This is a genomic window from Spirosoma terrae (genome assembly GCF_010435915.1).
Classification (GTDB): domain Bacteria; phylum Bacteroidota; class Bacteroidia; order Cytophagales; family Spirosomataceae; genus Spirosoma; species Spirosoma terrae.
The window spans coordinates 69,930-90,714 of record NZ_JAAFZH010000024.1 but is presented as its reverse complement, the minus strand read 5'-3'; the positions used below and the strand labels follow the sequence as shown (position 1 = coordinate 90,714).

The following is a 20,785-nucleotide window of genomic DNA, read 5'->3' as shown; positions in this document are numbered from 1 at the left end:
AGATTGAGAAGAAATAGAATAAGGCCTGGAAATACGTTACGACTGAGAGATGATCTTATGGCTCTTCTTTCTATGAAGCTCAGCCAACCGCCTGTCCGCTAATTCAATAACCCAGTCGACCTGCTCTTCAATAGTCATGTGCGACGTATCAAGCAACACGGCATCAGGCGCTTGGACCAATGGGCTTTCGGCACGGGTCGTATCGATTAAATCGCGCTTTTCGAGATTACGGATAATCTCCTCCAGATTAACCAGCTCTCCCTTAGCCAGCAACTCCTGCTGACGACGTTGGGCACGGATATAGGTTTCGGCTGTCATAAAAACTTTTACTTCAGCATCGGGAAATACTTTAGTGCCAATATCCCGACCGTCCATTACAACCCCCCGACGACGGCCCATTTTCTGTTGTTGTGCAACCATAGACCACCGTACTTCCGGAATAGCGCTAACTTCACTAACCAGATTGGAAATATACATTTTACGTATCTCTTCCTCCACATTCAACCCATTCAGACAGGTTTCGTTTCTACCTGCTTTGGGATTATGGTTGAACGTGATCTGAATTCGCTCCAGCGCCAATTCTACTTCTTTGGGATTGGAAAACGAAACTCGTTCCTGTAGAAAATAAAGCGTTACAGCGCGGTACATAGCGCCTGTGTCAATATAACCGTAGCCCATTCTGGCAGCTACTTGTTTGGCGGTCGTACTTTTTCCGCAACTGGAATACCCGTCTATGGCAATCACTATCTTCGGCATGAAATTCTGGTCCGCCGAAGCGGTAGTATTATGAGCAAAATAACCACAAATTAGAGGTATAATCAAGCAATCAGCCATTGTCAGCCGCCCTTTGGCCTTTATGGGATGGCTATAAGGGCTTTACTACGTTCCGAAAGGCTACCTGTTCATCTCTCTGAATTCAGAGCGAAGCATAGCAAAAATATGTTCGTCCAGATACTGATTATTCTTGACAGCCGCCTTCCGATGTACAGCTTCATGCCGGTATCCAGCCGATTCGAGCACACGCATAGAGCCCGTATTTCCCTCTAGTACACAGGCAAAAATTCGATTCACCTGAAAATTAGTAAAGATATACTCGGTCATAATGGGAACAGCCTCTCCCATAATTCCTTTTCCCCAATATTCCTCACTTAACCAGTAGCCAATTTCGGCATTGTAACGGTAGATATCGTCTTTGACCGTAAAACCAATATTTCCAACAGCCTGACCGTCAATCTCAATGGCGAGATTGTTCGGCTGCTGATACGATTTATTCGAGCGTACCCACGAATGAGCGTCGCGCGGGGTATACGGATACGGAAAAAAATCGCGCACATTATTCCAGATACGTCGATTACTGGCATGACGCGATAGTGAATCCTCATCGCCTTCACGCCAAGGGCGAAGCCTACCAAGAGAAAGCTGAAATGTGATCAATGTAGTGGTCAATGGTGCGTGAGGGTTTATACGAACGTAACAATGTATTTCGGCAAATGTTAACCCAAATTTATCCTTATCCTACGGGATTTCACACCTCTGTTTTCTGGGTTCATCGGAAAAAACGAGTCATCGGTATATAAGCTCACTAGTTTTGATGCATCCGATCAATAAACAAACCACGATGACGTCAATCTACTTGTTCATACGCCAAGTTCTATCGTACTCTCTGCGCATTTAATTAGCCAGAAAAAGCGAAAACTTGGGCTATCGAACAGAACCGTTTACTCAGGAAAACAACTCCTGTACAATCCAATACTCACTTTGCCAAAGCCTACCCTCTATTGACCAGGCCGCAAAAAAATTCGCTACTTTTAATCTACCAATCAACTACTCTTGATTAAGGGTTGTGACCAATAGATAATCAATCAGTAAAGCACCCACAACTGTTGATCACTTATGAATAGGTTTACGGTAATCGATTAGCCGTCGAAGCCTACCTATCAAATCAATACGCTAATCATGACTAGAGAACAATTAATCGGCACTATTGGTAAAAATGGACGTCGACTTAATATGCGAGCCTCCGATCTGGCCGATTTCGATTTTAGCGGAATTGATCTTACCCAGGCCGATCTTCGTTTCTCCAACCTTACCAGAGCGAACTTTCGGGGGGCTATTCTGCGGCAGGCTAATTTAAGTTTTTCGGAACTTAACGGTGCCGACTTTACCGATGCCGATCTGTTCGAGGCTAATCTTAACTTTTGTGGCCTGGTAGACGTCAATCTGACCGGAGCCAACGTAGAAGGCGCTACGTTTAACTTTTCCGGACGTAGTAAATACGTTCCAGACGAAATCAGGCCAGAGCCTATTACCCTGACAACTATCCTTCAGAAACCGGGTTGGGGTACATTCATTGGTATGCTTTTGGGAGCCCTACTGATTTATGGTAGTAGCGCTATTATATACTTTACCAACCTTATTGTAACGACCAACGACCCCGTCATGGCGGGACTTTACAAGTTCCTTGTTATCAACAATCTAACAGGAGGAGCTGGAGTCTTCTTATTGGCCTGGTCATTGTTGGGCTGGCTTAACCGCACATTCTCAGCTCCCTGGAAAAGGCACATTATTCTCAGTATACTGGCTCTGTTTAGCTTTGTCGCTATCAATCTAGGATTATACTATACCATCGGGAAGCCTTACATCGACCAGTTGGCAGCCCGGCAGGAAGCTGTACCAGACAGCGCTCCATGGTATATCTATGTTATGGGCAATCTGCTTATTGCCAATTTTTTTCTCTACGTCCTTCAACAGGGCAGACAGTTAACCCGTAAACTATCTGAGCAGGAGATCCAATTACTTAATCTTGAAAAACTAAAAACGCGGGCTGAGCTGGATGCTTTGCAGGCTAAAATCAACCCGCACTTTCTCTACAACGCGCTCAATAGCATCGCCAGCCTCGTACACGAAGATCCCGACAAGGCGGAGGAGATGACCTTGTTACTATCCAAGATGTTTCGTTATTCGACCGGACGTAATGGTGGTCTATTTGCTACGTTATCCGATGAACTTGAGATGGTTCGAACGTATCTACAGGTAGAACAGGTGCGATTTGGAAATCGGCTCTCCTTTAGCGTCGATGTATCAAACCCTTCTTTAACCGAATTAAAACTCCCTCAGTTTTTACTTCAACCAATTGTCGAAAACGCTATCAAACACGGCATTGCCAAACGGGCTGATTCTGGTCGGATTGATGTGCGTATCTACGAGAAGGACGGTGAATTACATCTTTGTGTTCACGATAATGGCCCTGCTTTTTCCGACGATATGAGTGGCGGTTACGGACTACGTAGCATCCAGGATAAACTTAAGCTTCTCTATGGCGATGATGCCCACGTTGAACTACAAAACTGGCCAATCAAACAGGTGCTTATATCGATCCGGATGGCTAAAGTACGAAGCGACCATCCATTGGTTTCTGCCAATATTGACGAATAACTTTAATACGTATGATCCTGCCACTCAGAACTATACTTATCGACGATGAACCGTTGGCAATTAGCCGACTACGTCGTTTATTATCTAAACACCGCGATGTATTCGAGGTGATTAACGATGCTACTAATGGGGCCGAAGGCCTAACAATAGTGGAAGCTGAACGGCCAGATGTTATTTTTCTGGACATTGAAATGCCCCTATTGAATGGCTTTGAAATGCTTGCCCGGCTTACCGCCATGCCCATGGTGGTGTTTGCTACGGCTTTCGACCAATATGCTATCCGGGCCTTCGAGGAAAACTCAGTCGATTACCTCTTAAAACCTATTGAAGCGGAACGATTAGCCCGAACGGCCCAAAAAATTCAGGCTCTGGCCGAACGTAACGAACCGTCGCAATTGGCCAGCAATTCTATGTCCGACAATCTGATGCGGCTGCTGGCTCAAATGCAACCAAAGAAAGAGATTTATTCCATTTCGGTGAAAACGGGCGAGAAAATCCTTTTGATTCCGCTAACTGACATTGCCTATTTCGAAGCCGAAGATAAATACGTCTTCCTGTCTACTACCGACGGCCAGAAGTATCTGACAACGTATACCTTAACAACGCTTAATGAAAAGCTCCCTGATACGTTCGTTCGTGTAAGCCGGTCTATTATGGTCAATCGCCATAAAATTTCCGAAGTTCATAAGCACTTCGACGGCAAGTTTTTGCTGGCAATGAACGATAAGAAAAGCACAAAGCTTACCACAGGCAGTACGTATGGCGAAGCGATTCGGCAGCTTCTGGACCTTTAGGTATTCTATCCGGTTTCTGGGTATGATTAAAGTCACTACGTTCGAAATCACTACTAGCCAGCAACAGAACGCAACATGCCAGTACGTATGGCTCCCAAACGACCCAACTAACCCGACAAGCCGCTATCTTTGCAGGAAACAACGTACTCGTATGAGCAAGAAAAACCGCACCGGAGTAGTGTATTCAACCAATCCGGATTTTGACTATCAAGCCGATGAACCATCAGAAGCGGAAACCTTGCCCCCTGCTCAACAAAACCTTAAAATCTGGCTGGTCAAGTTAGGAGGAAATAAAGTGGTGACTGCCGTACGTGGCTTTGTGGGTACAAACGCAGATCTGGCGGAGTTAGGCAAACAGCTGAAAGCCGCCTGTGGGGCAGGCGGCTCTACAAAAGACGACGAAATTCTGATTCAGGGCGACCATCGTGACAAAATCTTGGCGTGGCTCACCAGCAAAAACTACAAAGCGAAAAAAGCGGGCGGTTAAGCAATACGTTTACTCTTTTTAACGTAGCGTTTCTTCGCTTACTGAATTCCTCCCATCCACCGCTTCAGTGGTTTAACAAGAATCAGGAGTAGAATGCCAAAACCCAGGCAGAAGTAGGCAACGCTCTGAAACATATCGGGCAACTGCTGCACGTTTTTCTCATCAAAACCACCAGCAAACAGACCTGCAATCAAATTTCCCAACGACGTACCCACAAACCACAAGCCCATCAGCTGACTCGTGTAGCGTTTAGGCGACAGCTTAGAAAAGGCGCTCAAGCCGACAGGACTAAGGAATAATTCGCCAAGCGTAAAAAACAGGTAAGCAAACGTCAGAAAGAAAGGTGATGTGCGAACACCCGTCAACGCAATCCGGGAGGCAATAACCATGATCACATACGCTAAACCAAGCAGAAGCAAACTCGTAGCGAATTTGGCAGGCACGGCGTAATCAATTTTTCGGTTTACCAGAAATACCCAGAAAGCAGCCAGTACCGGCGAAAAAATCAGGATAAAGGCAGGGTTCAGGTTTTGGAACCAGCTCGATGGCATTTCCCAACCGAACAAGTTAAGGTCGGTATATCGATCGGCAAATAATTGTAATGACGACCCCTGCTGCTCGTTGCCAGCCCAGAATAGCGCCGATGCCAGAAAAAAGACGAACAGAACGATAACTCTCTTTTTTTCAACGTCATCTAGCCCTCCCGCAAATAAAATATAGAGGAAATAACTTACCGCAATGAGCGAAATAATCGTCCCCATCGCCTTCGCCATGCCCTGAGCGGTGGTCATGTCGAGCACGTTGGTCAATTGAAGCACGGCTAAAATAGCGACCAGAATAGCCAGAAATATCAGTAAGGAACGATTTCCTCCCGACGAACTTCCATCATTGACAGCCACTACGTAGTTACCCCGGTCGCCAAGGTATTTTTTAGCGAAAACCCGGAACGTAATAATGCCCAATGCCATAGCCACGGCAGCAGCTCCGAATCCATAATGCCATCCCACCTTCTGACCCAGATAACCAACCACCGAAATACCAAGCAGCGATCCCGTATTGATGCCCATGTAGAAAATTGAAAAACCAGCGTCTTTACGTGCCCCGCCTTCAGGATACAGCTCGCCAACAATGCTACTGATATTGGGTTTTAGCAATCCTGTTCCTATGGCAACAACACAAAGACCGACATAAAATAAGCCAGGGCCCGACGGTATCGCCAGAATGATGTGCCCAAGCATGATGACCAAAGCGCCGTAAAAAATTGACTTTTGCTGACCGAGCAGATTGTCGGCTATCCAGCCGCCGGGTAACGATAGCAAATAAACCGACGCCGTATAAATACCATAAATAGCAGCTCCGTCGGATTCATTCAGTCCAAGCCCTCCCCGAACATTATCGATAAGAAACAATAGCAGAATGGCTCGCATACCGTAGTAGCTGAACCGTTCCCACATTTCGGTAAAGAATAAAACAAAAAGGCCCATCGGATGGCCAAACAGAGTGGTCTCACGAACAGGCTTATCAATTGTAACGTCCATGCAGTTAGGTTAATTGGTCAGTTTGCCGAAGAATATGTGTACAATAACGAAAAAATAGTTGTAAATATACTCCGGCCCACTGGAATCGGCAAGCGTGTTCAGTTCTCGGAAGAAAGCACCCAGAGATCGCCCAGACAGGTTTTCCCATTCATTCCGGTGGAAACGTATCCTTTTGAACCCACCCCAAAACCAACCGCTTTAACCCGGGAAACGCCCTGAAAAGCGCGCCTGGGACTCCATGTATTGCTTGATGCATTATAGGCCCAAACATCATAGTCGCCGGAACGATTTGCACAGGCTCCTGTCACAAAATATCCGGTATTCTTAATAGCAAAACCCACCGCATTCGAACGGGTAATCGATGTTGCTCCAAAGCTTTTGCGTTCCTGCCAGACATCGTTGGCTGGATCATACGCCCAAAAATCGTTCTGATTCAGGTCGCCAGCCCGACCAGTTCCTACATACCCAACGGAGTTAATAACGAAAGAAGCAGCGCCGGTACGTCCCTTCCCAGCAAAATTCGCTTTCTGCGTCCATGCATCCGACACGGGTTCATAGGCCCAGAAATCCTGCTGTTCCTTTCCATCAAACCCCGTACCGACATAGCCTGCCTGATCAATGGAAAAAGCCACTGCCGACCGCCGGGCCGAACCCGCAAAATCAGCAATTGGCGCCCACGTGTTTGACGCAGGATCGTACGCATAAAAATCACGAAGCAGGCTATTGGATGCTACGTTGACCCCGGTTCCTAAATAGCCTTTCTGGCCGACAGAAAAACCGACCGCTTCACTTCTTGCCTTCCCCGGAAAATCGGCTAGCTGAGTCCAGGTGTTTTGTTTAGGATCATATTGCCAAAAGTCAGACAAGTCTTTTTTAGCAGCGTCCAGCCCTGTTCCTACATAAGCCGTATCACCAATCGTGAAAGCTACTGCCGAACTACGGGCTACGCCTTCAAAAGCAGAGCGTTGCACCCAATTGTCAGCAGGCGTTATTTCATTGGTATCACTACAATTTTGGAATAGAAAACCACTAAAAATGGATAAAATCGAAAACACAACCCCACCTTTCATCATCTTTACTTCTAAAAAGTATTTCTGTAACATACCTAAAGTCTAGAATGCCAGTTTCTTAATAGCTTTAAGGAAAGAATTATCACCTTTTATTTCTGTCATTCCTCTGCGCGTATGCTTTTGCCCTTTAGTTTCCAGAAAGAGCCTTACTTAATTCTCGATTTTTCAGCGACTAACCCTGATCTGGCCACGCTTGACCTAACCAATACAGCCACCTTCACCGACTACGTTTTTGGTAAACTCCGGGCGGCAAACGTTCGGGTAGGCGTTGGCGGGTATAATGAACATCGGGTCATTTATCGCCGAAGCGAGCATTTCAACACCAGTGAAGATTCTCGCGAAATTCATCTTGGTATCGATTTCTGGGCCGAAGCCGGAACACCCGTTCTGACTCCGTTAGACGGCATCGTCCACAGTTTCCGCGATAACGCGAATTTTGGCGACTATGGTCCTACGATTATTCTGGAGCATACTATTGATGGCCAACCTCTTTATAGTCTGTATGGACATCTGACCCGTGCATCGCTGGAGGGGTTGTATGTGGGAAAAGAAGTTCAGGTAGACGATAAAATTGGCGAGATTGGCCCCTACCCCGAAAATGGCGACTGGCCACCCCACCTGCATTTTCAGCTCATGACCGATATGCTGGGCTACGAAGGAGACTTCCCAGGCGTCTGCTCCATCAGCGACCGAGACAAGTTTTTGTCGATCTGCCCGAATCCGAATGAGTTGTTGGGGATTGCGGGGTTATAGCTTCCTGCTGTACCATTAATTAAACAAAGAACATTGGCTACAGTAGAGACTGTAATCGCCTATATTTGATTTCTTTTAATGGCGATCCTGACAATGCCAGGATAAACTATATTACGTATACAATGAACGAGCACAGTAAAAGTTTTCTTTATCAGTACCTCAATAATGCCTCCCCTACCGGCTTCGAATCGTCGGGGCAGCAGATCTGGCTGGACTATTTAAAACCGTATATCGATGAACAAATCATTGATACGTACGGTACAGCTGTTGGCGTCATTAACCCTGGTCAGGAATACAAAGTTGTTATTGAAGCCCACTCCGATGAGATTTCGTGGTTCGTCAATTACATTTCCGACGATGGCTACATCTTTGTTCGACGTAATGGCGGCTCCGACGCACTTATTGCGCCATCCATGCGCGTCCATCTACACACGAAGAAAGGTGTTGTCGATGGTGTATTCGGCTGGCCTGCCATTCACGTCCGCGATCTGGCGAAAGATACCGCTCCTAAAGTAACGGACCTGTTCATTGATGTGGGCGCTGCTACGAAGCAAGAAGTATTGGATATGGGCATCCACGTCGGCACTGTCTGCACATTCTCAGATGGGTTGATGGAATTGAACGATCGCTATTTTGTTGGTCGTGCGCTCGACAACCGAATGGGGGGCTTCATGATTGCCGAAGTTGCCCGGCTATTGAAAGAAAATAACGTTACGTTGCCGTTTACGCTCTACGTAGTAAATGCCGTTCAGGAGGAAATTGGTCTGCGTGGTGCCGAAATGATTGCCCGCCGTCTTCGTCCAGATCTGGCCATATGCACCGACGTAACGCACGATACGCAGTCGCCCCGGTACGACAAAAAAGAGCAGGGTGACCTGAAATGTGGAGACGGTCCTGTACTTTGTTACGGTCCGGCAGTTCAGAACAACGTACTGGACTTTATGATCGATGTGGCCCAGCAACAAAATATCGCGTTCCAGCGTCAGGCGGTTAGTCGCTCAACGGGTACCGACACCGATGCTTTTGCTTATGCTACAGAAGGTATTGCGTCGGCGTTGATTTCTCTGCCGTTAAAGTACATGCATACGACGGTCGAAACAGTTCATAAAGACGACGTACAGAACGTAATTAAGCTGATGTATGACACCCTTTTAGCGCTTAAGGGCGACGAAGATTTCAGATATATCAAATAGGTTGTTACGTAACCAGCAGGAAACCTAATTCCTGCTGGTTATCAATACGTTTCGTAGGTATATATCGTTACCTCGTCTATGTAGTTCCCTTTCTTGACACGCTTAACGAGCAGCCCCCGCTCGTCGTTGACCATTGTCGTATTGGTATTGATTACGTTGTTCTTGTTGAAGGACGTAATGCCCGGATAAATGGCGAAAAAATTAGTATAAACTCCCGGCGCAGTATCAAACTGAACATCCGACTCCGAAACAACCGGCTTTGTTGTTCTGGCTGTAGTCGACGATAGTTTGATATGAACGGCATTTCCGTCGATGAATGTGTAGGAATAGATGTTACGTTCCAGCAACGGCGGAGGGCCCGAGACAATTAGTGTCGTTGGTAATTTATCGGTCCCGTAATCATACTGAAAAGCCTGACTGAATTTTAACGTTTTAAAATCGTCCAGCGCTTTCGACTCACTGATGTATGTAAGCCGTCCTTGATCATCGTAATTATAAACCCGTTTGCTACCGGCAACTTTACCATCACTATCCGTAGTCGGAACGCCCAGCTTACGTTCTACATGATCAATTTGTAGTGGTTTTGTATTGCTATAATAAACTGTCGTTTGCGCAGTAGGCGTACCAGCGGAAAAGTTATCGTCAACAGAAGGGTATTCGTTGACGAACTTAAGACGACCCAGACTATCGTACTGATACGTCATAGTAACTTCAAGGTTAAAAGCCGTCTGAGCGGCTTTTATCACCCGATATCGGGGCTCTTTAGGTGTTGGCTCGCCCGATTGACAGCTTACCAGTAAACCAGCCAACATGGCCATTATAACCCCCAGACGTAGTATAAAGTCAGGCATAGCTAACCAGGTAGTTTCCAGACGGTAACCTTACTAAAAGTATAAGGCCCAGTTAACCTACCCACTACCCCAAATTACTTATCAGAAAATGAGCTTTCCCTCTTCAGTACTTACCTCTAACCGCAATACGCTGCCAATAGGTAAAGCCAGATTAACATCTACGTGTCCTGCCGGAAAATCGAATAAAACAGGATAGTTGTAAGACGAAACGGCATCGGCAATGAGCTGGTAAGCGTCTTTCCCAAATGGCAGCGATGAACTGACACGCATATCGGTAAATTGTCCGACTACTAAACCAGCCAATTTTTCCAGCCTTCCGGCGCGTCGAAGCTGCGTCATCATACGATCGAGCGAAAACAAGGTTTCGTCTATGTCTTCAATAAAGAGAATCGTATCCGTCAAATCGATATCGGTCGGAGTATCGAGTGAATTAACCAGGATTGTCAGGTTTCCCCCTACGAGCGGACCTTCTGCCCTACCAGCGCGATTTAGCGGATGGCCCGTTACTGAGTAGGAATCCGGGAGTTCGCCAAATAGCCAACGACGTAACGTTTCCAGCGATTCAGCCCGTTCGGGATTGCCAAACTGCCGGGGCATTAGGCCATGCAATGATTGCAGACCGTGCTTATAGAATAAACTTAGCAGAACCGTAACATCGCTGAAACCAACCAGCCATTTGGGGTTTTGGCGAACCCGACTAAGATCCAGTTGATCGACAATTCGATAACAACCATACCCGCCACGAGCAGCAAACACGGCCTTCACTGACGGATCATCAAAAAGGCGTTGCAGATCATTCCGACGTAACGTATCAGAACCAGCGAATGGCCCATCTACAGCATGCAGACTATCGCCTTCGATTACGTTCAACTGCCATTCGTCACGTAAAATTCGTAATCCATCAAGTACTTCTTCGTACGGAAACCAGCTGGCTGGCGCTACTACACCAACGGTATCGCCAGGTTGCAAAAAAGGAGGAGAAATCAATTCGATGACTAGTTTGTAAGCCAGATAGTTAACCTGATCTGGTACGTCTCAACGTACATGCATGCACCTTGACGGCAGATTCAGTTTGTACTATGGCCAGTAATTATTCAGGGCAAAGTTAGAATTTCGATAGTAGATTCAATGTGTGGCTAAAGAACGTAGTATGAATTTTCCGGCCACCCGTAGAGTAACAACCAACTGCGTAGTAGACCAGGTCAATAATTTTAACTTTCCAACCCTTGTAAAAAATATACGGTCTTCGTTGTTATAAGGCGTGTATATGGCCGCTTAGACTGCTAATCAAGCAATTAACTGTCATCCCAACAGCTTTACAATGCTGTAGTATGTAGTTTTTTTCATCTATATAAATCCTCGCGGCTAAAAATGTTCTACAATTAGAGTAGATTTAAGAAAAGTTTAATCTTTTATACTTATTAACTATGAGTATAATTACCTACCTTAGCAAAAGAAATACAGAACCCCTCCGTGACGACTCATAATCAGCAAGTTCTATAATGAAATCCTATGATGGTATGATTAGTATAGTCGTACCGGCCTATAACGAAGAAGAAAATCTTCCTGTTCTTGTTCATCGACTCATGGCGGTTATGGAACCGTATCCGTCCTACGAAATTCTGATCGTTGATGACGGTAGTTCTGATCAAACGCGCTATGTTCTCCGCCAGTTAAGCAACGCTTATCCAACTGTTCGGTTTCTATCGTTTTCGCGAAATTTTGGCCATCAAATGGCGCTGCGAGCTGGCTACGACAATGCGAAGGGCGATGCCGTTATTTGCCTCGATGCCGATCTACAGCATCCCCCCGAACTGATTCCTACCCTGATCCAGAAATGGCGGGAAGGCTATGAAGTTGTTTACACGGTGCGGCAACCTGATCCAAATTTGTCGTGGTTCAAAAAAAGCACGTCGAAGCAGTTTTACAATCTGTTACGTAAGGTTTCGGACCTAAAAATTGAAGATGGAGCCGCCGACTTCCGGCTGCTTGATCGTAAAGTAATTGACACGCTGAAGCAGTTTAAGGAAAATGATCTGTTTCTGCGTGGAGCCATTTCCTGGGTTGGTTTCCGCCAATGCCGAATCCTCTATCAGCCAGCAGCCCGCTACGCAGGCCGTTCTAAATACTCGTTCCGCAAGATGATGCAACTGGCCGCAATGGGCATTACGTCATTCTCAACAAAACCGCTTTATTTATCGGTTTTGCTAGGATTTAGTATGTTTCTATTCGCAACTTTGTTCGGTCTGGAAACTTTATACGAGTATTTTTTCACGGATGCAACCGTTTCAGGATGGACAACACTCGTCGTACTCTCGGTACTGATTGGTGGCGTTCAGTTTATCATGATCGGTATCATCGGCGTATATTTGGGCAAAACATTCGTTGAAGTGAAGCAGCGCCCTGCTTACATTATTGGCGATACGAGTGATATTGATGAGACATCAACAACATGGCAGCAATTACCAACCGAACCAAGCAATCTATTCTATTCACCGTCGACGTAGAAGAATTTGATACGGCGGTTGAATTTGGTCACGACATTTCGCTGAGTGAACAGATAGCCGTATCGACACGCGGTTTACGATTGCTCGCCGAACGTCTTGATGCGGTAGGGGCCACCACAACCCTGTTCACAACGGCCAATTATGCGCTGCATGAACAGGAACTTATTACCCAGTTAGCGACCAAACACGAAATTGCCTCGCACGGCTATTACCATACTACGTTCGAACCTGCCGATCTGATCAAGTCACGACTTGCGCTGGAAAAACTGCTGGGCAAACCTGTGACGGGTTTCCGGCGGGCCCGAATGGGTTTTGTCGACCCGAATGATGTATCACAGGCGGGCTATCAATACAATTCATCGTTGCATCCAACCTGGCTTCCGGGCCGCTATAATCACTGGGGAGAGCCACGACATCCGTTTATGGAAGCAGGAGTCTGGCAAATTCCGGCCTCTGTTACGCCTACGCTACGACTTCCGCTTTTCTGGCTGAGCCTGAAAAATTTCCCGTTTGATGTCTACAAACAGCTCTGTCGGAACACGCTACGTAACGATGGATTCATTAACCTGTATGTTCACCCCTGGGAGTTTACAGATCTATCTGGCTACGATAAGATTCCTACCTACGTTCGCCGACACTCCCGCGATGAATTACTGGACCGAGTTGAAAAACTATTACGTTATTTAGGACCAATGGGCGAATTTGAAACAATGGATACATTTGCTCAGCAACTCGCTCCTGTTCCTGTTTGACCATATCTGATCGTCTGCGCTATTCTCTAATGCTGTCATTCTTTAAAAAGCCGATTTTCAGCGACTTCCGTTTTATTTTCGGCGTCTATTTTCTGTTTACTCTCTTTGCCAGTACTCGAACAGTAATCCTTCTTGATTCGAATAATTATAGAATCTTTTACTACTCGCTCTACCATTTAATTGAGGGTGTAAGTCTGTACACGACATATCCAGCCCAATACGAAGATCATTTCCATTACGCTCCTACGTTTGGTGCTCTTTTTTCCCCCATTTTTGCCCTACCCTTCCGGGTTGGTTTATTTCTTTGGCATTTTCTGTTCGCTGGCGTCTGGGCCTATGCCATCTATAAGATGCCTTTTACCCGTCAGCAAAAAGTATTTGCTTACTGGTACTGCCTGCAGGAGCTGTTTACCTCTCTAGTCAACAGCCAGACAAACCCATTAATCGGCGCCATTCCGCTGTTTGCTTTTCTTAGTTTTGAGAAAAAGCAACCCATCTGGGCCGCTTTCTTTATCGTTCTGGGCTTCAATATTAAGATTTACAGTCTGGTAGCAGCCGCCTTATTCCTGCTCTACCCACAAAAGATTCGTTTTCTGCTGGCTATGGTTGGCTGGGGTTTGGTCTTAGCCGTACTCCCCCTTCTTTTTACATCACCCGCTAAGTTGCTATGGCAATATGAGCTGTGGGTAAACCAGCTATTGATCAAGTCGGATCACGACAAATGGGCTAATACGTCTATTCATCGGCTCGTTCATACGTTTATTTCGCCGGATATTGCAACGCCCGTTATTATTGGGCTGGGTGTATTACTTTTTTGCACGGTCTATATTCAGAGAAAGCAGTTCACGCTACGTTCCTTTCGTATGCTAATGACAGCGTCGATCCTGATTTTTCAGGTAATTTTCAATCCGGTTTCGGAATCGCCTACGTACATTACGGCCGTTACGGGAGTAGTGATCTGGTGGTTCTATAGCCCGCAAAATTTACTGGATCGGACGCTGTTGATCAGTTGCTTTGTTCTGACGATTCTATCACCGAGCGATGTGTTTCCTCCTTTTTTGCGGGAACGTTACGTTCTTCCTTACGCGCTGAAAGCACTTCCCTGCGTACTGATCTGGTTCCGGATAATTTATCTGATGCATATGCCATCCTCATCAACGCAATCGGAAGCCAATCTCCAGCATGTTCAGCTTTCAAATTGAAACCAGTACGTTCAGAAAGTAGTTTTTCGTTTACTGAACAACGTAGCAATACTAGCCTCCTTCAAAAACTTCACTCAATGAGCGAAACTACGGCAACCTGGCTTGACTTCTGGCAACAGGAGAATGAGTTCGACGATACCATGTCGGTCAATTACAATTACTTTTTGGCAAGAATTGAAAAATATATTCCTCTGTCAAAAACGTTTAAGGTGCTCGACATTGGCTCCGGCCCCGGTAATCTGGAAGCGGCCTGGCACGATCGGGTAGCAGAAATTCATGGACTGGATATTTCAAAACGCTACAACGAAATCGCTCGCGCCCGACACGCTCAGCACGCTACCATCTTTTTTCACGATTTATCGTCCGACGATTATTTAAATTTCAGCCCGGTTGCCGATAAAAAGTTCGACGTCATTATTGTGATGAGCGTTGTTCAATATTATCGGAATGCCGCCGAAATTGAGCAATTATTAAAAGCCATAAAACAGGTAGCCGCACCGGGTGCCAAGGCCATGATCTGCGATCTGATGGTTGGAGGCAGTGTGCTGAAAGATATTGGCAGTATTATCGGACGCTCCTTAAAGCAGGGGCAGCTTCTGACGATGCTGAAGTTACTGATCCGGCTACGTCTATCTTCGTATTATGCCGTTCGGAAAAAGAATGGCTTTCTGGTTGTTCCGAAAGAGGAGTGGCTGGCGATGTGCCAAAAGCTGGGATTAACGGCCAAATTTGTTGAGGAACCGCTAACGATGCAGCAGGAGCGTCAGAATTTACTGATCCAGTTCTAGGAGTAGACTAAATAAAAATCACGTCGTCAATAACGTCGGTACCCATATCCTTATTCACTACCTGAATAAGTTTCTGCTTTGCGTTGACGAGTTCGTTACGTAGTGGTGCCGACGCTATTTCAATATGTAGCTTCCGTTCACGGACGTAAAGCCGATTGGTCCGTGCGGCAATAGAAGGCCCCATCATACGCCCCCAAAAGGCTTCAAGATAAGTTTCATTAAATCGCGTCTGGAGCTGATAGGCTTTGAGTAATTGTCCAATAGCATCCTTTACAGTGGTGGTGCCAGCTGTACGGATAGCGTTGTCACGATTATAACGGTACGTCTGATTCATCGGTGGATTGCGTTGCCACAAAAATAAACAACGTCCTAACTAAAATCACATTAATATTTCTCGGGACGCGAAAAAATAAGGCAACGGCTACAAAAGTTTGGATAGGCAGGCTTTGCCTATTATACTTGCGTTATCAAGTCAATTACCAAGTGCCATTTCCCTGTCAATGCCGGCACTAATTGATTTATAAAGAAGCGAGGAGAGATCAGGCTCTGTGAATCGCTGGCAACCTACCACACGGCAAGGTGCTAACTCCTGCCTAAAGCAACCGCAGTGGCGGATCGTTAGGGACTATAAATCGTATATTCACATGTTCTGCAACCAGCGTTGTATGCCCATCGGGGCCTACTAAGCATCTTTAACCTTCACGCACACCCGAACCGGGAGTGGTTTCTGTGCGACGTATCTATCCATAGTTTCGACCACTCGTACTGGTTGAAAACTTAACAGACTCAGCAAACGTATCATCCATTGGACCTCCAGTTTTTTGATTATAAGTACTCGTTTCCGCTTGAATCGGGCGAAAGCTTACCGGGTTTTCGGTTAGCCTATACAACACGTGGCACGTTGCGAGAAGACGGCTCAAATGTTGTCTGGATCTGTCATGCACTGACCGGAAATGCCGATCCTGGTGATTGGTGGGGTGGCATGATCGGGTCGGGCAAATACATCAATCCTGAACAACACTTTATTGTTTGTGTCAACGTACTGGGTTCCTGTTACGGGTCGACCGGCCCCCTATCGATCAATTCCACAACTGGCAAACCATTTTATCATACGTTTCCGGCCATTACCATTCGCGATATTGTCGAAGCCATGGACTTGCTTCGGCAGGAGCTTGGCATTGACAAAATTCATACCTGTATTGGCGGCTCTCTGGGTGGAGAACAGGCCCTTGAATGGTCTATCCTTCGCCCGAATCTGATCGAAAATCTGATTCTGATTGCCGTGAGCGCCGTAGCGTCGCCCTGGTGTATTGCCTTCAACGAAGCGCAGCGCATGGCTATCGAAGCCGACCCGACCTGGGCCGAAGATCGTGACGATGCGGGCGCTACGGGTATGAAAGCAGCCAGAGCCATGGCTATGATCTCGTATCGGAACTACGATACGTATGGTTTCACCCAGGCCCTGGATAACAATGAGCAGCTCGACGGCTATAAAGCCGCCAGTTATCAGCGTTATCAGGGCGACAAAATCGTTGACCGATTCAATGCCTATACCTACTGGACACTTTCCAAGGTGATGGACTCGCACAATGTGGGTCGCAATCGGGGGAGTATTTTAAATGCGCTTGCTCAGATCAAAGCCCGAACTATGGTTATCGGCATACGGTCCGATTTGTTGTTTCCTCCTTCAGAACAGCAGTTTCTGGCCAGGCATATACCCAGTGCCGTCTACGAAGAAATCGACTCGTTATATGGTCACGATGGGTTTCTGATTGAGTTTAGGCCTTTAGCTACTATTCTTCGGAAATGGATGGCGACCGCTGAATCAGACGCCAAAAAAGTAGCCGAAGCGGTAAAAAAATAAATGTTCACGTAGGATTATATAAACCAGATGGTCTGGTACGAAGACGAAGTTCGACAACTCGAAACCAAAATAAGTGTCTCTCCATTTACCAACGATCGGGTTGTGTTTTATGGCAGTTCATCCATTCGGCTCTGGACCGGCTTACATCAGGATTTCCCCCAGATAAACAGCCTGAATTTAGGATTTGGAGGCTCCACTTTAGCCGCCTGTACGTGGTTTCTGGAGCGACTGGTTATTCCAGCGAACCCCGAAATGATTGTCTTTTACGCTGGCGACAACGATCTGGGCGATGGCCGCCATCCGGAAGAAGTTTATCTATTTTTCTGCGCCTTCGTTGAAAAAATAGGCTTATACCTCCCCAACGTACCGGTTGTCTTTCTATCGATTAAGCTCAGTATTGCCCGCTGGACCATCAAGGACCGTATTTACTATACCAATAAGCTCATCACCAACGAGATAACGAAACATCCTAATTTTCGGTTGGTAGACACAACCACGCCTTTACTGGGACCAGATGGCCGACCTAATCGCGACTGTTTTGAAGCCGATGGTTTACACCTGAGCGCAGCCGGTTATCGGGCCTGGCAGCAAGCCTTACAGGAAGCGAAAATTTTTAATAATTTATTGATGTAGCAGTTGGTGGAGTTTGTCCTAAACCCTGCAATTTCACTGTGATTTATTAACATCACTATGGACCGCGAGTATCATAAATGGTTTAGCCCTAATCTGAACCGCGATATGGAGCTATTGATTTTTGGTCATGCAGGGGCTCGCGTGCTCGTATTTCCAACCCGGCGAGGACGCTTCTATGAGTACGAAGACCTGGGACTCGTAGACGCTCTGGCCGATCGGCTCGACAATGGTTTACTCCAGCTGTTTTGCGTTGATAGTGTGGATCGGGAGAGCATCTATAATCGCCATATTTCTCCGCAGGATCGTATTCTCCGCCATAGCCAATATGAGCAGTATATTCTGGATGAAGTATTGCCGTTTACCAGGCTGCAAAATCCACAGCCATTTATGATTTCACACGGCTGTAGTCTGGGAGCTTATCACGCGGCCAATATCGCCTTTCGGCACCCGCAGTGGTTTGGTAAACTCGTTGCTCTGAGTGGCCGTTATGATCTGTCGGTTCCCGTTGCTGAATTTCGTAGTTTGTTTGATGATTATTATAACGAAGACATCTACTTTCATAATCCCAACCATTTTCTCCCCAATCTGGAAGACGAAGCCATACTAAAAGACTTGCGTCGGATGCAGATTACGATGACGGTTGGTGCAGCCGACCCTTTTCTAAACAGCAATCTCGCTCTTAGCGAAACGCTCTCTCTTAAAAATATACCCCACGAATTTTACATCTGGGATGGTCGGGCTCATCAGGCCGAAGACTGGCATAAAATGGTTCAGATCTACCTGTAACTTACGGCAGTTTAGCTACCAGATCCAGATAAGGCGTCAGCAGATGATGGACAAATAGTGTCTTTTTATCATCGGGATATTTTTTAAAGTACGCTTCATCGGCCAGCAGTACTACAAATGTCCCGGTCCGAACGTAGTGACTAGACTGATAGAACGTAGGCGGAATATATTCTTTGAGATTGGTCTTGACGTAGCGTCCGGCAAAATCGCCCAGGTATTTCTGATAATATTTCCGGGCTTTCTGAGCAGGTTTCGATAGTTTGTTGTAAACGTATTTCAGCGCCAGGTTCTTCGGGAACTTCTGTTTTTTTACCAATGCAGGAATATTGGCGAACGGATTCGTTACGTTAAAATCGTCCAGTGTTTGGATACTGATTGGTGTTTCCGGCACCCAATCGGCCGAATTCACTACGTTAAAGCCCCAGCCTCCGCCCGTCATGGCTTCGTATTCATAGGCATACTGAAGGTTTCCCGGCTTCGGTGCCGCGCTACAATACGTTTTGAAATGAACAGTTGACGGTATTTTACCCTGCTTCTGCAACTGCCTTAAGTGCGAAGTCATCAGGTAAGAAATCGCCCCGCCCTGGCTATGCCCCATAATGTAGAAATTAGCAATTCCGGCTTTAATACAGGAATCCAGTTTGGGCAGTATATCCTGCGCAAGAAAAGCCGTGCCAATGAGCCAGCCAATATGCACAGCTGCCTGCGGATGGCTGGCCAGGTGGTAGTCGAACTTATAGTTATTTGACAGTACTAACTCCCCTTTAGCCGGCACCATAGCCGCATAAAAGTTTTCCAGCCAACCCACCGCTTCCAGCGTTGTTCCCCGAATACTGATCACAGCAACCGAATCAGGACTGGTCCATAAATCCCAGCGATTGTCAAGCCCAACCACCGGCGACCGATAAACGAACTTGAAACGCTGCGGCTTGGGAATTGGCGTATTGGCCGGTAACGTATCAATCTGGCGGGCAAATACGCTCATCAATTCCACATACTCAGCCTTGTCGAATCCAGGCTTTAGTTTCTGCCCTAGTAACGTAACGGGAAGAGTAATACTCAATAAGAACGTAATGATCTGTCTCATAATCACTTCGAAAGGGTGGTTTCTGATCAATCAACTAAAATCGGCTCCGGTTGTCTTCCTGACTGGCTATAAATTGTCTGCGACAGCAAGATACGCTCGCAGACAACCTGCTCATTCCATTCAGGTATCGATTACCTGTTAGTCCAGTGCCTCTACAATGGCAATCACCAGCTTCGCTGAGTTTCTGGCTGCCGTTGGGTAAAACTTGTCGTAGGCGATATGTGCTTCCGCATCTGCTCGATCGCTCAAACTTCGGATAATCAGATGCGGAACCTGAATCTGGTAACAAACCTGTGCAATAGCCGCTCCTTCCATTTCGGTCGCATCGGCTCCAAAATCGGAGCGCAGGCTATTTACTTTAATGGGCGATGCCACAAATACATCACCGGTTACTACGGTCCCCGTCATCACTTTTACAGGCCGATCCGAAACGCCACCCGATTCCAGCGGTATTCCTTCCAGTTTAATCTGTTTCACTACGTTCCCGGCTAATGTCAACAACATGGAATCGGCAGGAAAATAAGCGGGATTAAATTCTTTCGTAATTGGATTACGCGTCTGACGGGTCGGGGTGTTTTTGTCGGTAATGGAACCGTAGTCATGATGAGCGGTCCGATTGGCTATCACAATATCGCCGGGTTGCAGATCAGGGTTCGTACCGCCAGCGATACCCGTAAATAAGACTCGTTTTGGCCGAAAATGATCGAGCATCAACGCCGTTGTCATGGCGGCATTCACTTTTCCAATTCCGGTTTCAGCCACTACTACGTTTTGTTTACCAATACGTCCGGTTGTGAACGTAACACCATCAACAACTACTGTTTTCGGCTTTTTCAGGGTATGCTTAACTAATTCAACCTCGGCGCCAAAAGCTCCCAGCAGCCCAGTTATAGGCCGTGTTTTATACCGTTGTGCAAAAGCGACATTAGTGGCTAAAATAAAAAGTAAACAGAGCTTTTTCATATAAGGCAATTCAGCAGTTGTATTAAAATAATCCCATTTGAACAGGCAAAACTAGTAAGCATAAACACAGGATAAGCGAAGT

The 20,785-nt window shown here is 46.4% G+C and carries 21 protein-coding genes and 1 riboswitch; of the genes, 12 read left to right on the top strand and 9 right to left on the bottom strand.

Annotation, left to right across the window (positions count from 1 at the left end):
- Window positions 1-36 precede the first annotated feature (36 nt).
- Window positions 37-756, bottom strand: a complete 720-nt coding sequence (cmk, locus tag GK108_RS30080; protein ID WP_163955300.1) for a (d)CMP kinase — start codon at window positions 754-756, stop codon at window positions 37-39.
- A gap of 138 nt (window positions 757-894) precedes the next feature.
- Window positions 895-1,446, bottom strand: coding sequence for a GNAT family N-acetyltransferase (locus tag GK108_RS30075; RefSeq protein ID WP_246225283.1), 552 nt, complete (start codon window positions 1,444-1,446; stop codon window positions 895-897).
- A 510-nt stretch (window positions 1,447-1,956) separates the two neighbouring features.
- Between GK108_RS30075 and GK108_RS30070 the strand changes: the two genes are divergently transcribed.
- The 3 genes from GK108_RS30070 (at window position 1,957) to GK108_RS30060 (ending at window position 4,716) form a co-directional block, all read left to right on the top strand.
- Window positions 1,957-3,435, top strand: coding sequence for a histidine kinase (locus GK108_RS30070; RefSeq protein ID WP_163955299.1), 1,479 nt, complete (start codon window positions 1,957-1,959; stop codon window positions 3,433-3,435).
- Between the two features lie 11 nt (window positions 3,436-3,446).
- A complete protein-coding gene (locus tag GK108_RS30065) occupies window positions 3,447-4,229 on the top strand; it encodes a LytR/AlgR family response regulator transcription factor (protein WP_163955298.1) in 783 nt (260 codons plus the stop codon).
- A 151-nt stretch (window positions 4,230-4,380) separates the two neighbouring features.
- Window positions 4,381-4,716, top strand: a complete 336-nt coding sequence (locus GK108_RS30060) for a translation initiation factor (protein WP_163955308.1) — start codon at window positions 4,381-4,383, stop codon at window positions 4,714-4,716.
- A gap of 38 nt (window positions 4,717-4,754) precedes the next feature.
- On the opposite strand, the gene GK108_RS30055 is transcribed toward GK108_RS30060, so the two are convergent.
- Window positions 4,755-6,254: a peptide MFS transporter gene (locus GK108_RS30055; protein WP_163955297.1), complete on the bottom strand. Its 1,500-nt coding sequence runs from the start codon at window positions 6,252-6,254 to the stop codon at window positions 4,755-4,757.
- Window positions 6,255-6,352: 98 nt separating this feature from the next.
- Window positions 6,353-7,357, bottom strand: coding sequence for a Kelch repeat-containing protein (locus GK108_RS30050; protein ID WP_246225281.1), 1,005 nt, complete (start codon window positions 7,355-7,357; stop codon window positions 6,353-6,355).
- 81 nt (window positions 7,358-7,438) lie between these two features.
- On the opposite strand from GK108_RS30050, the gene GK108_RS30045 reads away from it, so the two are divergent.
- Both GK108_RS30045 and GK108_RS30040 read left to right on the top strand, forming a co-directional pair.
- A complete protein-coding gene (locus GK108_RS30045; RefSeq protein WP_163955296.1) occupies window positions 7,439-8,077 on the top strand; it encodes a peptidoglycan DD-metalloendopeptidase family protein in 639 nt (212 codons plus the stop codon).
- A gap of 122 nt (window positions 8,078-8,199) precedes the next feature.
- Window positions 8,200-9,270: a M20/M25/M40 family metallo-hydrolase gene (locus tag GK108_RS30040; protein ID WP_163955295.1), complete on the top strand. Its 1,071-nt coding sequence runs from the start codon at window positions 8,200-8,202 to the stop codon at window positions 9,268-9,270.
- 41 nt (window positions 9,271-9,311) lie between these two features.
- Here GK108_RS30040 and GK108_RS30035 read toward each other — a convergent pair whose 3' ends face one another.
- Both GK108_RS30035 and GK108_RS30030 read right to left on the bottom strand, forming a co-directional pair.
- Window positions 9,312-10,121 carry a hypothetical protein gene (locus GK108_RS30035; protein ID WP_163955294.1) on the bottom strand — a complete coding sequence of 270 codons (810 nt, stop codon included), beginning with the start codon at window positions 10,119-10,121 and terminating at the stop codon, window positions 9,312-9,314.
- Between the two features lie 81 nt (window positions 10,122-10,202).
- Window positions 10,203-11,108: a S66 peptidase family protein gene (locus GK108_RS30030; RefSeq protein ID WP_163955293.1), complete on the bottom strand. Its 906-nt coding sequence runs from the start codon at window positions 11,106-11,108 to the stop codon at window positions 10,203-10,205.
- A gap of 533 nt (window positions 11,109-11,641) precedes the next feature.
- Between GK108_RS30030 and GK108_RS30025 the strand changes: the two genes are divergently transcribed.
- The 4 genes from GK108_RS30025 to GK108_RS30010 all read left to right on the top strand — a co-directional run bounded on the left by GK108_RS30025 (window position 11,642) and on the right by GK108_RS30010 (window position 15,370).
- On the top strand, window positions 11,642-12,628 hold the full coding sequence (locus GK108_RS30025; protein ID WP_246225279.1) for a glycosyltransferase family 2 protein: 987 nt from the start codon (window positions 11,642-11,644) through the stop codon (window positions 12,626-12,628).
- Window positions 12,574-13,380, top strand: coding sequence for a polysaccharide deacetylase family protein (locus tag GK108_RS30020; RefSeq protein ID WP_163955291.1), 807 nt, complete (start codon window positions 12,574-12,576; stop codon window positions 13,378-13,380). Before GK108_RS30025 ends, GK108_RS30020 begins: the two co-directional genes overlap by 55 nt.
- A gap of 29 nt (window positions 13,381-13,409) precedes the next feature.
- Complete coding sequence (locus tag GK108_RS30015) at window positions 13,410-14,582, top strand: glycosyltransferase family 87 protein (protein ID WP_163955290.1); 1,173 nt, start codon at window positions 13,410-13,412, stop codon at window positions 14,580-14,582.
- Between the two features lie 77 nt (window positions 14,583-14,659).
- Complete coding sequence (locus tag GK108_RS30010) at window positions 14,660-15,370, top strand: class I SAM-dependent methyltransferase (protein ID WP_163955289.1); 711 nt, start codon at window positions 14,660-14,662, stop codon at window positions 15,368-15,370.
- A gap of 7 nt (window positions 15,371-15,377) precedes the next feature.
- Here the strand turns inward: GK108_RS30010 and GK108_RS30005 are convergent, their stop codons facing one another.
- Window positions 15,378-15,704, bottom strand: a complete 327-nt coding sequence (locus GK108_RS30005) for a DUF721 domain-containing protein (protein WP_163955288.1) — start codon at window positions 15,702-15,704, stop codon at window positions 15,378-15,380.
- 181 nt (window positions 15,705-15,885) lie between these two features.
- Window positions 15,886-16,004, top strand: a riboswitch (SAM riboswitch).
- Between the two features lie 171 nt (window positions 16,005-16,175).
- Here GK108_RS30005 and GK108_RS30000 point away from each other — a divergent pair.
- The 3 genes from GK108_RS30000 to GK108_RS29990 are packed head-to-tail and all read left to right on the top strand — an operon-like array spanning window position 16,176 to window position 18,653.
- Window positions 16,176-17,234 carry a homoserine O-acetyltransferase family protein gene (locus tag GK108_RS30000; protein WP_163955287.1) on the top strand — a complete coding sequence of 353 codons (1,059 nt, stop codon included), beginning with the start codon at window positions 16,176-16,178 and terminating at the stop codon, window positions 17,232-17,234.
- Between the two features lie 27 nt (window positions 17,235-17,261).
- The gene (locus GK108_RS29995) at window positions 17,262-17,867 is read left to right on the top strand and encodes a GDSL-type esterase/lipase family protein (RefSeq protein ID WP_163955286.1); all 606 of its coding nucleotides are present in this window, start codon (window positions 17,262-17,264) and stop codon (window positions 17,865-17,867) included.
- Window positions 17,868-17,924: 57 nt separating this feature from the next.
- The gene (locus GK108_RS29990) at window positions 17,925-18,653 is read left to right on the top strand and encodes an esterase family protein (RefSeq protein WP_163955285.1); all 729 of its coding nucleotides are present in this window, start codon (window positions 17,925-17,927) and stop codon (window positions 18,651-18,653) included.
- A gap of 1 nt (window position 18,654) precedes the next feature.
- Here the strand turns inward: GK108_RS29990 and GK108_RS29985 are convergent, their stop codons facing one another.
- Together GK108_RS29985 and GK108_RS29980 are read right to left on the bottom strand one after the other, a co-directional pair.
- On the bottom strand, window positions 18,655-19,740 hold the full coding sequence (locus tag GK108_RS29985; protein WP_163955284.1) for a lipase family protein: 1,086 nt from the start codon (window positions 19,738-19,740) through the stop codon (window positions 18,655-18,657).
- A gap of 138 nt (window positions 19,741-19,878) precedes the next feature.
- Window positions 19,879-20,703, bottom strand: coding sequence for a 5'-methylthioadenosine/adenosylhomocysteine nucleosidase (locus tag GK108_RS29980; RefSeq protein ID WP_163955283.1), 825 nt, complete (start codon window positions 20,701-20,703; stop codon window positions 19,879-19,881).
- Between the last annotated feature and the right edge of the window lie 82 nt (window positions 20,704-20,785).